Genomic DNA, 15,762 nt, shown 5'->3' on the forward strand with positions numbered 1-15,762 from the left:
TTTTTTGTACAGAATAGTTCTAATTTAGGGTGGTACCGCGGCTCCTCGTCCCTTTTCGGACGAGGGGTCTTTTTGTTTTCATTTTAGAAGAAATATTTGTATCCCTGTAAGGCTCGGTAGCTCAGTCGGTAGAGCATAGGACTGAAAATCCTAGTGTCGGCGGTTCGATCCCGTCCCGAGCCATCTCAACCTTAATAGTAAGGCTCGGTAGCTCAGTCGGTAGAGCATAGGACTGAAAATCCTAGTGTCGGCGGTTCGACCCCGTCCCGAGCCATCTCAACCTTAATAGTAAGGCTCGGTAGCTCAGTCGGTAGAGCATAGGACTGAAAATCCTAGTGTCGGCGGTTCGACCCCGTCCCGAGCCATCTTAACCTTAATAGTAAGGCTCGGTAGCTCAGTTGGTAGAGCATAGGACTGAAAATCCTAGTGTCGGCGGTTCGACCCCGTCCCGAGCCATCTCAACCTTAATAGTAAGGCTCGGTAGCTCAGTTGGTAGAGCATAGGACTGAAAATCCTAGTGTCGGCGGTTCGATCCCGTCCCGAGCCATCTTAACTTTAATAGTAAGGCTCGGTAGCTCAGTTGGTAGAGCATAGGACTGAAAATCCTAGTGTCGGCGGTTCGACCCCGTCCCGAGCCATCTTAACCTTAATAGTAAGCTTTTTATAAAAACAGCCTGTCTGACCATTATGGTTAGGCAGGCTGTTTGTGATCTCATCAAAGTTTAAGGAGCAGAACAATTATGAAATATGTAAATGCAGATACAGTCTTCCCAAAAGAGTTACTACATGAAATACAGAAATATATAAATGGTGGTATGGTCTACGTTCCAAAGCCTGAAGAATTGCATGTGAAATGGGGAGAGAAGTCAGGGAGTAGAAAATATTTGAAATCAAGAAATATTGAGATATACCTGAAGTTTGCTGGTGGTGCAACCGTTGACCAGCTCTCAAGTGAATACTGTCTTTCTAAGGATAGTATTAAGAAGATCGTTTATACTAAAAAATAGCCGGCCACCCTAAAGGGTTGACCGGCGATTACATTTATTTGAAGCTTTTAACTCGCAAATATATGCTTACCAATTTTTAAGTTCTGAGGACGTGACCAGATCCAAGCACTAGTAGCTGTATCTGGATTGAAATAATAGATTGAATTGTTTGTTGGGTCCCAACCTCGGATAGCATCAAGAGCTGCTAAATAGGCAGTCCGGTTTGGAGTAAGCCAGTACTGGCCGTCAGATACGGCTGTGAATGCGCCTTTTTGAAATACAACATCTTTAATATTGTCTGGAAATTGATTAGATTGTATGCGATTCATAACTACAGCGCCAACTGCGACTTGGCCTTTATAAGGCTCACCGCGAGACTCACTGTAGATTACTTTAGCCAAAAAATCCATTTCATTAATATTAAGCGTGTATTTTTTTAGTAGATTCCAAGTTTTCGTGCCAGTAACTCCATCAGCACTCAATCCATAGGTCTTTTGAAATTTAGCAACGGCTGCTTTCGTTTGTGATCCATATACACCATCTAAAGGCTGAGTATAGAAATCCAGTGTTTTCAATCGATATTGAAGATCCCATACATCTCCAGAAGAACTTCCTACGGTTAATACCGGAGCAGCACTAGCAGAACCGATCATTGTAGCCATGCTTACTAGACCCAAAAGAAGCAACAAAGTGAATATTTTATTCTTCATTGTAGTAGCCTCCTTTCAGAAAACATTATAAATAACCTTCAATAACTGAGACAACACTCATTTATTGGTAATGTAATTATCATTTAACATTTTCGAAAACACTTCATATGGTTTGTGATCTTATGAAATGGGTAAATGAATAATCATAGGCACATAAACTTCGGAGGTTTTATATATGACGGATTGTAATATGAAGTGCGACAGCTAAACAGAGAAAGCCCATGGGGATTCGTGTAGAATGAAGTTACCACACACCATTCACACAAGGAGAATCACACCATGGGTTACACTCATCTTAGCATAACGGAGCGAAGCAAACTAGAAGTACTATACGGATTGGGATGGTCTAGTCGAGCGATTGGGGCAGAACTTGGACGTCATCACTCCGTCATTGCCAGAGAACGGAAGCGAGGAGGCAAGGGAAATACCTATCTTGCTGAGACCGCTCAGATCGCGTATAGCGAACGTCGACAAGGGAGTAAGTCGACAGGTCGTTTCACCGCGGAACTGGCCGGAGAGATCAATGAGAAACTCCGACTTACCTGGTCGCCCGAGCAGATTGCTGAACAGCGTAGAGCCAGTGGTCAACCCTTCGTATGCTTCAAGACGATCTACCGTTGGCTATATGCAGGTCGTCTGGTTGCAGGCGAAGTAAAGGTGCTACGGCATAAGGGTAAACGACGTAAACCACTGGAGACACGTGGTCGATTCCTCGTGGGGAAAACCATTAGTCAACGGCCAAAGGGAGTACGAAAGAGAGATTCCTTCGGGCACTGGGAACTAGATACGGTGGTTTCCAGCCGAGGAAAAAGCCGTGCTTGTGCCGCGACCTTTATCGAGCGCAAGACACGGATGTATCTGGCCGTAAAGATGCCCGACCGTACCGCTCATTCGATGGAGATCGCCTTTGGTGTTGTGGCTAGCCAGTATCCGCAAGAAACTTTCCGAACGGCTACTGCGGATCGAGGAAAGGAATTCGCCTGCTATAGCGCTCTGGAAGCCTTTCATGGACTGGATGTCTACTTTGCTGATCCCTACTCGTCCTGGCAACGAGGGTCTAACGAGAATGGCAACGGACTCCTTCGAGAGTTCTTTCCCAAAGGCCATGATTTTGCACAAGTTTCAGATGAGGAGCTTGCCCACGCCCTAGATCTCATCAACCACCGCCCCCGGAAATGTCTGGGGTGGAAGTCTGCTCACGAATCTTTCATGTCCGAAGTGTCGCACTTAGCTTGACAATCCGTCATATGAAAAAGCAATTATATCTATTCATAATCGCAGCTGCTCTCACTCTAAGCGCATGTGGCAATGATAATAGCTATGGCAATAAGATATCCTCAAACGATACACAAATGGAACATTCCTCACACTCTAGTTCAGGTGAAGTACCTGATCATTTGAAGGTGGCAGAGAATCCAACTTTTAAAGTTGGAAGTCAAGCGATCATCCAAACGAACCATATGGAAGGTATGAAGGGGGCTACAGCAACAATAGTTGGAGCTTTTGATACCACAGCGTATATCGTTTCTTATAGACCCACAACAGGCGGATTTCCAGTTACAAATCACAAGTGGATTATTCATGAAGAAATCAAAAAGTCAGCCAATAAACCCTATGAATCAGGCTCAGAAGTCGTGATGGAAGCAGACCATATGAAAGATATGAAAGGTGCAACGGCTCAAATTAACGCAGCGGAACAAACCACGGTATATATGATTGATTACAAGCCTACTACAGGTGGAGATGAAGTGAAAAATCATAAGTGGGTAACAGAAGTGAGCTTTCAGCTATAAAGTAACCCATAGAAATTTAAGCTCATAAAAATGAAAAATAATCAAGGTAGGAGCAGTCATGGACTTTGTTAAGTTCAAGGTTGCCCCTACCTTTTTTGAATGCTTCTTTTATTGGTGGTGAAGTGCTAAAATATTTTGATAGAGAACAACTATATAAAATATACCATTATAAATAATATTTCCTTAGAATGTAGGAGCGTGTTTGAAATGCCTAACTGGCAGGTGAAATTCGATGAAGAAATGCTTCAGCAAGCTGCAGAACAGATTCAAGTCGATTGGACAACGATAAAGTATATTGGTGGTTTTGAAAATGTTGTCTATAGCTTTCTAAAAGATGATCATGAATTTATTTTACGTGTAACTCATCATTCTCATCAGGAGCAGGAGATGGTTATTTCTGAACTTGACTTTATGGACCATCTTGCAAAGCATGGAGTGAAACTGGCTCGCCCCATTCCCTTTCAGGATGGCAGTTTGGTACAAACGCTAGCCAAAGATGAGGAAAGATTTATGATCTGTGTAATGGAGAAAGCACCTGGTGGTCATGTTAATGCTTCCGATCCCTATTGGGGACCGGAGCTTTTTGAGCAATGGGGTGAGGTAACAGGAAGAATGCATGCTGCAACTCTGCAATACGAGCGTCCGGAGACTGTTCTGGCAAGACCACATCAGGCTAAGCTAGAGTTTGACTTTGCTAACTTTGGCACTGTTGAACAGCAGCTTTTTGAAAAGTTGCTTCAGATAAATGATCGGATTAACCAGTTGCAACGGAATCGTGAAAGCTATGGGCTATGTCACCGTGATTTGCATTCGGGTAATTTTTTCGTACATGAGGGGCAGATCACCGTGTTTGACTTTGATGATTGCGGATACGACTATAGGGTGCATGATATTGCAATTGCCGTTTATTACTCGACCATCTTTGGGGATCGGCGAAAACCGGAGGTAGAGCAGAATAGAACTTCTAGTCTTGCGGCAGCCATGCTGAGGTCCTTTATGAAGGGGTATAATCGAGAGTATGCACTCGACAATAAGTGGCTAGAAGAGCTCCCACTCTTTATCGAGAAGCGTCGACTTGAATTAGTGCTTTTGTTATTTCATGAGTTTTCGGAGTCACAGCGTGAGGAGAATAGAATTTGGCTTGCCCGCAATATTCACGATGCTCTAAATGACAAAGCTTGTTTAGAGCTTTAATAATCTTATCATATAAAAAAGGAGCATTTATTTGAACTTAGCAACTCCTGTAACACCTATTCAACTTATGCAAGTACTTCTAAACGTTTCTGTGATTCGCCCTGTTTTTATCTGGGGGGCGCCTGGTATTGGGAAGTCTTCACTTGTAGAAGCTTTTGCTGATCAGGTGGGTCTTCCATGTGTTTCTCTTTTGGGTTCTCAGCTAGCGCCGGAAGACATCATTGGAGTACCACAAATCGTTAATGGAAAGAGCCAATTTTGTCCTCCGAAAATGATTGCTCGGGATGAACCTTATTGCTTGTTCCTGGATGAGCTTAATGCCTGTTCTCAAGAGGTACAAAAAGCATTTTATAGTCTAATCCACGAACGTCGTATCGGCGATTATCACCTACCTGTGGGCTCCATAGTAATTGGAGCGGGAAATCGTGCACAAGATAGTGCAATTGTTAAACCTATGTCATCGGCGCTTATCAATCGGATGTTCCATATACAGCTAAATGTTTCTTTTCAGAATTGGATTTCTTGGGCATATGAGAATAGCATTCATCCTATGGTTATTGAATATTTGGAGCTGCGGCCGGATCATTTGTGGAGTGCACCTCCAAAGACGGAAGAGCCTTTCTCAACTCCACGTTCTTGGCATATGCTTAGTGACGCACTACATGAGTTTGGTGAGGATATAAACGTAGACACCGTAGGTATTTTAGCGAATGGTTCGCTGACACCTTCTCATGCTACTCAATTCAAGGCTTTTTATAAAAATCTAACTGGGAAATATGAACTCAATCAAATTATTGAAGGTAAATCCTCATTTCCAACGGCTCCAGAAGATCGGGATCTCCTTTATTTCCTAGCGCAATCCTTAAGGGCACAGATTATTAAAGAACTTCCTCCAATTAAAGATAACGTTCGAGATGGACATCGCCAATTTGCACACACAGTTAAGAAGCTGATTAAAGACCTATCAGTCATTAGCTTTGAAATTGCACAGTTAGTAGTTGCTAAGCAGGAGCAAAGTAATAACATTCCGGACTGGTTAATGGTTGAAATTGTTCGTGATTTACCACGTCTTGCTATAAAAGATAGGGGGTAAGCATGGCTAAAAAAACAATGCCAGAAAATCCTGCTTTGAAAAATTTTAATGAAGCTTGTTCGTTAATCGCGGATCATCCTATTTTTGCACCTTTGTCTGTTCGAGCTTCGATTATCCATAATGAAAACACACCGTATCCTGAAGACGGCTGGGCATTGTCACTAATAACGGCTATATTTACACTCATCCCAAACGGCGTGGTGAGGTCGCTGAATGGATGTACGTTTTGGCACATTGTTTTCTTCATTTAGGACTTGGACATTTAAAGATTAAAGAGAATCAAGTGGCGTGGAACGTTGCATGTGATGTATACATAGCAAAGTTTTTAAATGACTTGAAGTTTGGTAAAGTGCCCGCAGATATGGAGTCTCGAATTGATCTTACAATTAAAGATGAACAACAGCTTTACGAGCAATTAATGATAAAAGGGATTCCGGACACCTCCAGATATTTTGGGACTGCGGGTTTTTCGAAAATGGATATGAATGTTCGAGAAACCACTAGAAGGTACTGGGGAGAAGCACCGGATTGGGAATCCTATTTTGCCTATGGTTTATCAAATGCTGTAACGAATGCAGTAAGTGTTGCGGGGGGACATGCGAATACTATTAGCGACCCTGCGCTTTCTTTAACAGCCTCACAGCGTGCAAAACGATGGTTCATGGACAGATATCCTTTATTAGGTGCGCTTGCTGCTGGTTTTGAGATTATAGAAGATCCGACGATCTGTCGGCGATTAGATATTTCCATAGCTGCCATTGACGTTATCGATCGCAAAATTTATATGAACCCTGCAGCCGGACTAAACGATGATGAATGTATTTTCGTGATGGCACATGAGCTTTTGCACGCGGGTCTTCAGCATCATGAGCGATGTCTTGGGCGGGATCATTATCTTTGGAATGTGGCTTGTGACTATGTTATAAATTTATGGCTAGTGGAAATGAGTGTAGGGGAGTATCCGCGAATTGGTCTCCTATTAGATCCTGAGCTTAAAGGTTTATCTGCCGAAACGATTTATGATCATATGGTCGGAGATATCCGCACTTATAAGAAACTGGCAACCTTGAGAGGCAACGGACTTGGTGACATTTTAGATAACGGTTCATCTAGTTTTTGGGATGTGAGAGAAGGACAGACGCTAGATGATTTTTGTAAAAATGCAATGCAACAAGGACTTATGTATCATGAAGAACAAAGCCGAGGGCTTTTGCCATCGGGACTTGTTGAAGAGATCAGAGCACTGGGCCAGCCACCCATTAAATGGGATGTAGAGCTTGCTCGTTGGTTTGATCATTATTTCTCACCACTTGAGAAGAGCAGATCTTATTCACGAATTAGCAGACGTCAATCTTCTACACCTGATATCCCTCGACCACAGTGGGTTCATAGTGGAGCTGCAGATGATGGCCGCACATTTGGAGTTATTTTAGATACCTCAGGCTCTATGGATAAAAAGCTTCTGGCCAAAGCATTAGGGGCCATTTCAAGTTATGCTCAGGCTCGTGATGTTCCTTTTGCGCGGATTATCTTTTGTGACGCTTGTCCTTATGATGCAGGCTACATGCCTCCCGAGGCTATCGCAGATCGAGTACAAGTGAAGGGAAGAGGGGGAACGATCCTACAACCTGCTATTGATTTAATTCAACAAGCTGAAGATTTCCCTAAAAAAGGGCCTCTTCTAATTATTACAGATGGTTATTGTGACAAGCTGACCATTAAAAGAGACCATGCTTATATTTTGCCAAAGGGAAACGATTTGCCTTTTTCATCAAAAGGACCTGTTTTCAGAATTAACTAGGGTAGAAGAACTTAGAAATGATTAGACGGAGGTAACCTATATGACACCCCCAAAACATATTCTTTCCGCAGCTACAGTTGTATTCAATGATCAAGGAGAGATCTTATTAATAAAAGGTCCTCGCAGAGGATGGGAGATGCCAGGAGGACAGGTCGAAGAAGGAGAGTCCCTTAAAGAGGCGGCGATCAGGGAGGCCAAAGAAGAATCGGGCATTGATATAGAGATTAATAAGTTTTGCGGCGTTTTTCAAAATATGGATCGATCTATTTGCACTACATTATTTCTGGGTAAAGCTATCGGTGGTGAGCTTGCTACTAGTTCCGAAAGTTTGGAAGTGGGCTATTTCTCAATAGAACAAGCAATGAATATGGTCAGATGGAAAAACCTCAGATTGCGGTTAGAGTATTGTCTAAATGATGATGCGTTGCCTTTTTACGTAGAATTACGGGGCATTGATGTTGAAGAAATTATTCTAAAATTAGAAAATCACCAAACTTTTTAGAGGTGCTTTTCAATCTTAAGGTATCTGATGATTTCGGTGCGCGATGTGGCTTATCCACTTACTTTTTTTATTTTATAACATTTTCACTAGATTACAGAACTTTTCATGCGGTTACAGCGTCTTACTTATGTACGATAAATCATCGGTAAGGAATGAAACATTATGAAAGACAACACGAAGCTTTTCAGAAATAATATGAGGAGCCAGTCTTCTATACAATCTGTAGGTGGCAGGCGTTATGTGCCAGGAATTGATGGTCTAAGGGCTTTATCAGTACTCGCTGTACTCGCTTATCATTTGAATCTAAATTGGGCTGAGGGTGGACTTCTCGGCGTTGGAATATTTTTTGTTATCTCAGGTTATCTCATTACTGACCAAATCATTACCAAGTGGGAGCAACACCGAAGACTGAATCTTATAGACTTTTGGTTTCGTAGAGCACGGAGGCTGCTGCCGGCGATGATCGTCATGCTTCTTGTTGTCGCCATATGGCTCTTAATTATAGAACCTACAAGATTGTTTGGATTGAAGGGTGACTTTTTATCTTCCTTATTTTACTTCAATAATTGGTGGCTAATATTTCATAATGTCTCCTACTTTGAGAGCTTTGGACCGCCTTCTCCGATCGGACATTTATGGTCGCTTTCTATTGAAGGACAATTTTATATTCTATGGCCAATAGTTCTCATTATAGTGATGAAGATCGCTCGTCGGCGAGGTAAGCTTATTGCATGGATTATGGCTAGTGCAGCTGTCTCAGCTTTAGCGATGGCATTGATCTATGTACCGGGTACAGACCCAAGTAGAGTGTATTATGGAACGGATACCCGCATATTTGCACTTCTCATTGGAGCAGCTCTTGCAGTTGCATGGCCAAGTCAGAAGCTTAATGATAAGGTCTCAGAACCAGCTCGGCGTGTGCTTGATATCGTAGGAGGACTAGGACTCATTCTATTGTTGGTACTTTTTAATCAGGTTAATGAGTATGACGATTTGCTTTACCGTGGTGGGTTTTTCGTGATTTCTTTGATCGCTGCTGTAGTTATTGCCGTACTCGCTCATCCTGCCAGCCGACTGGGATCGATTGTAGGCTGCAAGCCTCTGCGTTGGATCGGAGTGCGATCATATAGCTTGTACATATGGCATTTCCCAGTCATTATCCTTAGTAGTCCGAATGTGAATACTGAAGAAAGCAGCATTCTCCGTATCATAATTCAGGTAGCAGTGAGTTTTTCACTAGCTGCATTGTCATACAAGTATGTGGAGGAGCCAATTCGGAGGGGTTCATTAAAGGAAACTTGGAAAAATATAAGTGTAAAAAAACGCGGTGGTATTCGTCCAGGCTTCTTAATTGCTATTATTACTGTGATTCTTATCCCTATCGCTTGCAAAGGTTACTTGTTAAACGCTGGATCTGATACGGGGATGGAATCGGCAGGTATGCAGAATGAACAGCAACAACTACAGCAACAGCAACAGCAACAACAGCAGCAGCAGCAGCAACAACAAGATATGGGAATAAAGGATGATCCCGCAAATCACAAGTCGATAGACGAGGGTGTGACTGATATACCAACAGTACCAGCTATAGCACAGGATAATACTGATTCTGAAGTGAAAAAACCTGATACTGAGTTGGGAAAAACAGTTACAGAAGAGGAACAGCCTAATTCTGAAGTAAAAAAAACTGATCCTGAAGAAAAGAAATCAGTGTCTGAAGATAGCCAAGCTGGAAAAGACGTTACGGCCATTGGAGATTCCGTTATTTTGGACGCAGCACCTTATCTCTCAGAAAAATTACCTGGTATTGTAGTCGATGGAGAGATCGGTAGACAGATGGTGAAAGCTCAGGAGGTAGTGGATCAACTTAGAACAGAAGGCCGGTTGGGTAAACGGATTATCATTGAGCTGGGAACCAACGGATCCTTTAGTTCAAAGCAATTACGTGCACTACTGAGCTCGCTAAGCGATGCTGAGCATATTTTTTTGGTCAATGCACGCGTCCCAAGAAAATGGCAAAATAATGTAAACCACAATATTTCAAAAGTTTCCAGTGAGTTTAGTAATACGACCGTAGTAGACTGGCACTCTGCTAGTGAAGGGAAAGACGAATATTTCTACCAAGATGGTGTGCATCTGAAACCTGAGGGTGCCGAGTATTACGCTTCTATTCTTGTAAAAGCCTTGAAAATTAAGTAACAAGATATTGATTTGTGATCCCAACCGAAGTCATAGCTGTAGATCTGGTAAGTCAGAAGTACATTCAGTAACATTATAAAGACCGGCAAGAGAATTTTCTCTTTGCCGGTCTTATTTTTTGTAAACGTATGTCATTGAAGAATATCTATTTCCTATTCGTAGATAAAATGCTCCACCGCAGCCACAGTCATCGTAAAGTCAGGGTTAGAATTGTCGATCACCTTAACATTGGAACCTGGGAGAGGCCACTTAACACTACGGTTTCCAAATGATTTGCGAAATTCATCCCAATGCTGGAACTTCCATTCATCTAGTGGTGATTGTCTGTTTTGAATTCGCATCCGGTACAATTCCTCGTTGGCTAGTTCGACCAAGACGACTTTGACCTCAACATCTTGCAGGGAACGTCCGATACGAGATAACTCACTGCTGATCCAGTCAGGATTGGCAGCTTCTTGGGTAAATGGCCCAACTACAAATGCATCCACATTCAGGCCAATATTGTCTAGCGCGGCGTCCATCGTAATCCGGTAACCTAAATCACGACATAATCTTTTGTACTCGGCAGAGTCTCTGTCTGCTGGGTCCAATCCGTGTAAAGTCATGATGGCGTCTGCGGCTGGCCGTAAGAGAATATCCATATCAAAGAAGGGTACTTTACGCCGGGAAGCGATCGCTTTAGCTAATGTGGTTTTGCCGGCCCCAGCTGGCCCCAGAAAAAATATAAGTTTGTTCATCGCTGACTCTCCTTAGAACCTCAATTAACTCCATATTGTATCTCTGCATAATATCATATAAAAGATAGTGAGCAATCGCCAGCGCAAAATCTTCACCTGCCAGATATGATCTGAAAACCTGAGATATTTCGTATTATGGGCCATTATATGATATTTTTTTGCTTCTCCATTGAGTTTTTGCGTAATCCTGCTTATAATATAGCGAGAAAAATAAGAAAAAGGTGTCCATAAATGAGCATATTAAATGTAGAAGGATTAAGTCATGGCTTTGGAGATCGTGCGATCTTCAAGGATGTTTCATTCCGTCTCCTAAAAGGCGAGCATATCGGATTATTCGGCGCTAACGGCGAAGGTAAATCCACTTTTATGAATATTGTTACAGGAAAGCTGCAACCTGACGAAGGTAAAGTCGAATGGTCCAAACGGGTGCGTGTCGGCTACCTCGATCAGCATGCGGTGTTGACCAAGGGCATGACCATTCAAGATGTACTTAGAGGGGCATTCCAATACCTGTTTGATCTTGAGCAAGAGATGAACGATATGTACGGCAGAATGGGTGACGTGTCGCCAGAAGAGCTGGAGAAGCTGCTTGAAGAAGTTGGAACCATCCAGGATACACTTACGAATCAAGATTTCTACATGATTGATGCGAAGGTACAAGAAACCGCTCGCGGATTAGGAATCACCGATATCGGTCTGGATCGCGACGTTGCTGATCTTAGTGGTGGGCAGCGTACCAAAATCTTGCTTGCGAAGCTCTTGCTTGAAAAACCAGACATTTTGCTCCTCGATGAGCCGACGAACTATCTGGATGAGCAGCATATTGAATGGCTGAGACGTTATCTTCAAGAATATGATAATGCGTTTATTCTGATCTCTCATGATATTCCATTCTTGAACAGCGTTATTAACCTGATCTACCATATGGAAAATCAAAAGCTGACCCGTTATGTGGGTGATTATGAGCAATTCCAACAGGTCTACGAAATGAGAAAACAACAGCTTGAATCTGCTTATAATCGCCAAAAGCAAGAAATAGCAGAGCTAAAAGATTTCGTTGCTCGTAACAAAGCCAGCGTGGCAACTCGTAACATGGCGATGTCCAGACAGAAGAAGCTCGACAAGATGGAGATCATCGAGATTGCGAAGGAAAAACCGAAACCACAGTTTAATTTCAAAGAAGGTAAAACTGCGGGTAAGATGATTTTCGAAGCGAAAGAATTGGTTATCGGTTATGACACTCCGTTGTCCAGACCACTTAATTTGTTGATGGAGCGTGGGCAAAAGGTCGCTCTGGTTGGTGCGAACGGTATCGGTAAGACGACTTTACTACGTAGCATTTTAGGCGAAATCTCTGCATTGTCCGGTTCTGTAGAACGTGGCTACCATCAGGAGATTGGATACTTTGAGCAAGAAATGAAGGAAGGCAATTATAAGACTTGTATTGAGGAGATCTGGGATACATTCCCATCCCTTTCACAATTCGAAGTACGTGCTGCCCTTGCCAAATGTGGACTGACCACGAAGCACATTGAGAGTAAAATCGCTGTCTTGAGCGGTGGAGAAAAAGCAAAAGTGCGTCTATGTAAGCTCATTAACAGTGAGACTAACATACTCGTATTGGATGAGCCGACGAACCACTTGGATATTGATGCTAAAGATGAACTGAAACGCGCTCTGAAAGCATACAAAGGAAGCATTCTTATGATTTCTCACGAACCAGAATTTTATCAGGATATCGTAACAGATATTTGGAATTGCGAAGATTGGACAACAAAAGTATTTTAATGAGCTAATCTCTAATGAAAAAGTCTATGAGGTGTTAACGATTCTGTTACGCTTCATAGGCTTTTTTTAGCGGATAATAACTGGATTAGACAAGGAGGTTCTATGTGTTAGAGACGAAAATCGACCAGATCAAGACTTGTGTCCAACGAATTTTTGGGCAGCCTGAAGTAGAAGTACTCACTTTCACATGCGAAGATTTAGATTATAAAACACCAAACTTTACAACAGCGGGTATCTTTCATCTTCAAGGGCTCGTACTAATTAATCATCAGCAACTTCCGTGGTCAATCATATTAAAAATAATCAAGCCTGATAGTGTAGAAAAAGATGATCCAGAGCATCACAATTACTGGCGCCGAGAAGCCCTAGTCTTTGAATCTAATATACTGGACGAGCTTCCTTGTTCAATCCAAACTCCTAAGTGCTATCTTGTCGAGGAGCAAGCGGATGGCACCATATGGTTATGGATGGAACGAATAAAAGGGGAGTATGCGCATTCGAAGAAGCAATTTGATTTTATCGCTGAGCAGTTAGGGCGTTTCAATGGGGCTTATCTTATGGGAAAGAAAATTCCTGATGAGAAGTGGATATGCAGAAGCTGGCTTAAGTCATGGACTACGTCCAGTAGAATGTATGCTCCTAATCCGGAAGTATATATAAATCAATTACATAGAGAGCAAGAGCCGAGTGTATGGGCATGGTTCCAAGACTTTACTAATCAGATAGACAGTAACTTGATATCATTAAATAGCATACCACGAGTGCTAGCCCATCAGGACCTCAGTCAAATGAATATGTTGCTAACTCAAAACGGCGGGTTAGTATTGATAGATTGGCAATTTATGAGCATATCAGGTTTAGGTGAAGACCTTGGCAAAATGTTTGGAGTAAACATGAGCTTAGGGGTCATTCCAATCCATCGTTACGAGGAATATAAAGAGTCTTTGTTCAAAGCCTATATCAAGGGGTTAAAGGATACAGAATGGCACGGGGACGAGCAACTTGCTAGATATGGTTTTTGTTTAAGTACGGCTATGCGAAGTGTTTGGGAAGTCACCCAGTACTTTTCATTAGCCGCGCAGTTACAATCTGATCCATTAAACTCTAGTCTCCAATTGCGGGTTGCGCGGCTGGAACAAATCATTACAGTACATCAAAAAATGGTTCTAGAAGCCGACGCATTGAAAAAATCGATAATGTAATTAAGTTCCATTCTCATAGATGGATACCGAAAAAGGAGCTCCCACCACAGGAGCTCCTTTTTACTACACCTCAATAATGATGGGAAGAATCATCGGACGTCGCTTGGTTTTCTCGTACAGGAATCTACTCAGGGTCTCCTTGATGGTCTGCTTGATGATATTCCATTGGCCAAGGTCAGCCTCACTCATCTTTTGAAGGGTGGAGGTTACAAGCTGGTTGATCTCCTCCATTAAAGTTTCTGAGTTACGGACATATATGAATCCTCTGGATATGGTATCCGGTTCGTTTAATAGACGTCCATCTGCTTGGCTTAGTGTAATGACTGTAATCAAGATGCCGTCTGCTGACAGCTGGCGACGATCGCGAAGCACGACATTCCCTATATCTCCAATCCCAAGTCCATCCACTAGGGTCTGCCCAGCAGCCACTCGGCCAGATTGGCGGACAACACCTGATGATGATTCGACGATGTCCCCATTTTTCAGAATAAAGATATTATCAGGGTTAACACCGACTGACTCCGCCAACAAGCTGTGATGATGCATCATGCGGTATTCACCATGAATCGGTATAAAATATTCAGGTTTCATCAAGGTTAGCATTAATTTAAGTTCTTCTTGGCTAGCGTGCCCGGAGACATGAAGCTCACTTCGTGAACCATAGATAACTTTTGCACCAAGAACATATAGATTATCGACGATTCTAGATACATTACGTTCATTTCCGGGAATAGGATTGGCAGCTAATAGAACAGTGTCTCCGGTTTGGATTTCCATCAATCTATGACTAGAGTTAGCTAATCGGGATAGCGCAGCCATGGGCTCACCTTGACTGCCAGTACATAATACAGTTACCTGCTCTGGGGGAAGCTTAGCGGCTTCTGAAGGTTCGATCAGCATGTTCTCAGGAATACTTAAGTACCCGAGTTCTTGGGCTACTCGTACGACATTCACCATACTTCTGCCAAGTAAGGTCAATTTGCGTTCGGTTAAATGAGCAGCTTCAATGATCTGTTGTAGACGATGTACATTTGAAGCAAAGGTAGAAACAAAAATTCTGCGGTCAGCTCTCAGGAACGCTTCTTCTATGTGTGCGCCTACGAGCTTTTCAGAGGGGGTAAAGCCAGGACGTTCTGCATTGGTACTCTCTGACAGTAGGAACTTTACACCGTTCTTCCCGATGTCGGCCATTTTATGTATATCGGGATACTGCTTGTTAACAGGGGTCATGTCAAATTTGAAGTCTCCAGTATGAACAACGGTCCCTTCAGGGGTATCGAATACAACACCAAGGCAATCCGGAATACTATGGTTCGTATTAAAGAACGTTGTAGTAATCGCTCCTAGTTTTAAAGTAGACTCAGAATCAATGCAATGTAGCTTTGTTTGTCGCAGAATTCCATGTTCCCTTAGTTTGTTTTCAATTAAGCCTAAGGTTAGACGGGTCGCGTAGATTGGAATATTCAATTGTTTAAGCAAATACGGAATTCCTCCAATATGATCCTCATGTCCATGAGTTACCACTAGTGCTCGAACCTTATCAAGATTGTTTAATAAATACGTTACATCGGGAATAATCAGATCAATCCCAAGGAAACTTTCGTCCGGGAATTTAGAGCCGCAATCAATTACAACAATATCATCAGCATATTGCAGGAAATACATATTCTTACCAATCTCATTAACACCGCCTAATGCTGCAATCCAGAGCTGCTTTGCTGCCACTTTCATTGAAGTACCCCCCTTAATAAATACAC

The 15,762-nt window shown here is 42.5% G+C and carries 14 protein-coding genes, 6 tRNA genes and 1 other annotated feature (1 of these 21 cut by a window edge); of the genes, 17 read left to right on the top strand and 3 right to left on the bottom strand.

All coding sequences use genetic code 11. From position 1 onward, the window contains the following. Positions 1-56: a binding site (T-box leader), on the top strand (it extends 185 nt beyond the left edge of the window). A 54-nt stretch (positions 57-110) separates the two neighbouring features. The 7 genes from MHH52_RS13785 (at position 111) to MHH52_RS13815 (ending at position 1,007) form a co-directional block, all read left to right on the top strand. Beyond that, a tRNA-Phe gene (locus MHH52_RS13785) sits at positions 111-183 on the top strand. A gap of 18 nt (positions 184-201) precedes the next feature. Then, positions 202-274: transfer RNA gene (locus MHH52_RS13790), tRNA-Phe, on the top strand. An 18-nt stretch (positions 275-292) separates the two neighbouring features. Next, positions 293-365 (top strand) — tRNA-Phe (locus MHH52_RS13795). An 18-nt stretch (positions 366-383) separates the two neighbouring features. Continuing rightward, positions 384-456: transfer RNA gene (locus MHH52_RS13800), tRNA-Phe, on the top strand. Between the two features lie 18 nt (positions 457-474). Then, a tRNA-Phe gene (locus MHH52_RS13805) sits at positions 475-547 on the top strand. 18 nt (positions 548-565) lie between these two features. After that, positions 566-638 (top strand) — tRNA-Phe (locus tag MHH52_RS13810). Positions 639-740: 102 nt separating this feature from the next. Continuing rightward, a complete protein-coding gene (locus MHH52_RS13815) occupies positions 741-1,007 on the top strand; it encodes a CD3324 family protein (protein ID WP_340009240.1) in 267 nt (88 codons plus the stop codon). A gap of 47 nt (positions 1,008-1,054) precedes the next feature. On the opposite strand, the gene sleB is transcribed toward MHH52_RS13815, so the two are convergent. Then, positions 1,055-1,648 carry a spore cortex-lytic enzyme gene (gene sleB, locus MHH52_RS13820; protein ID WP_340009638.1) on the bottom strand — a complete coding sequence of 198 codons (594 nt, stop codon included), beginning with the start codon at positions 1,646-1,648 and terminating at the stop codon, positions 1,055-1,057. A 327-nt stretch (positions 1,649-1,975) separates the two neighbouring features. Between sleB and MHH52_RS13825 the strand changes: the two genes are divergently transcribed. From MHH52_RS13825 to MHH52_RS13860, 8 genes are all read left to right on the top strand, one after another. Continuing rightward, positions 1,976-2,932 (top strand): IS30 family transposase, encoded by a 957-nt coding sequence (locus tag MHH52_RS13825; RefSeq protein ID WP_340003901.1) that lies wholly within the window; start codon positions 1,976-1,978, stop codon positions 2,930-2,932. Positions 2,933-2,943: 11 nt separating this feature from the next. Further along, entirely contained in the window at positions 2,944-3,489 is a 546-nt protein-coding gene (locus MHH52_RS13830) for a YdhK family protein (protein ID WP_340009242.1), read from the top strand. A 207-nt stretch (positions 3,490-3,696) separates the two neighbouring features. Further along, on the top strand, positions 3,697-4,683 hold the full coding sequence (locus MHH52_RS13835) for a phosphotransferase (protein ID WP_340009243.1): 987 nt from the start codon (positions 3,697-3,699) through the stop codon (positions 4,681-4,683). 31 nt (positions 4,684-4,714) lie between these two features. Continuing rightward, on the top strand, positions 4,715-5,776 hold the full coding sequence (locus MHH52_RS13840) for a MoxR family ATPase (RefSeq protein WP_340009245.1): 1,062 nt from the start codon (positions 4,715-4,717) through the stop codon (positions 5,774-5,776). 2 nt (positions 5,777-5,778) lie between these two features. Continuing rightward, entirely contained in the window at positions 5,779-6,027 is a 249-nt protein-coding gene (locus tag MHH52_RS13845) for a hypothetical protein (RefSeq protein ID WP_340009247.1), read from the top strand. Then, positions 5,994-7,577, top strand: coding sequence for a peptidase (locus tag MHH52_RS13850; protein WP_340009249.1), 1,584 nt, complete (start codon positions 5,994-5,996; stop codon positions 7,575-7,577). The genes MHH52_RS13845 and MHH52_RS13850 overlap by 34 nt, the downstream gene beginning before the upstream one ends. 40 nt (positions 7,578-7,617) lie before the next feature. Next, positions 7,618-8,079, top strand: a complete 462-nt coding sequence (locus MHH52_RS13855; RefSeq protein ID WP_340009251.1) for an NUDIX domain-containing protein — start codon at positions 7,618-7,620, stop codon at positions 8,077-8,079. Between the two features lie 240 nt (positions 8,080-8,319). Beyond that, positions 8,320-10,278, top strand: coding sequence for an acyltransferase family protein (locus MHH52_RS13860; protein ID WP_340009253.1), 1,959 nt, complete (start codon positions 8,320-8,322; stop codon positions 10,276-10,278). A 152-nt stretch (positions 10,279-10,430) separates the two neighbouring features. Here MHH52_RS13860 and MHH52_RS13865 read toward each other — a convergent pair whose 3' ends face one another. Beyond that, a complete protein-coding gene (locus MHH52_RS13865) occupies positions 10,431-11,015 on the bottom strand; it encodes an AAA family ATPase (protein ID WP_313636874.1) in 585 nt (194 codons plus the stop codon). Between the two features lie 231 nt (positions 11,016-11,246). Between MHH52_RS13865 and MHH52_RS13870 the strand changes: the two genes are divergently transcribed. Both MHH52_RS13870 and MHH52_RS13875 read left to right on the top strand, forming a co-directional pair. Beyond that, the gene (locus tag MHH52_RS13870) at positions 11,247-12,803 is read left to right on the top strand and encodes an ABC-F family ATP-binding cassette domain-containing protein (RefSeq protein WP_313636873.1); all 1,557 of its coding nucleotides are present in this window, start codon (positions 11,247-11,249) and stop codon (positions 12,801-12,803) included. Between the two features lie 104 nt (positions 12,804-12,907). Beyond that, positions 12,908-14,005, top strand: coding sequence for a phosphotransferase (locus tag MHH52_RS13875; RefSeq protein WP_313636872.1), 1,098 nt, complete (start codon positions 12,908-12,910; stop codon positions 14,003-14,005). 63 nt (positions 14,006-14,068) lie between these two features. Here MHH52_RS13875 and MHH52_RS13880 read toward each other — a convergent pair whose 3' ends face one another. Next, the gene (locus MHH52_RS13880) at positions 14,069-15,736 is read right to left on the bottom strand and encodes a ribonuclease J (protein WP_313636871.1); all 1,668 of its coding nucleotides are present in this window, start codon (positions 15,734-15,736) and stop codon (positions 14,069-14,071) included. Between the last annotated feature and the right edge of the window lie 26 nt (positions 15,737-15,762).

Source organism: Paenibacillus sp. FSL K6-0276 (assembly GCF_037977235.1).
GTDB lineage: Bacteria > Bacillota > Bacilli > Paenibacillales > Paenibacillaceae > Paenibacillus_AQ.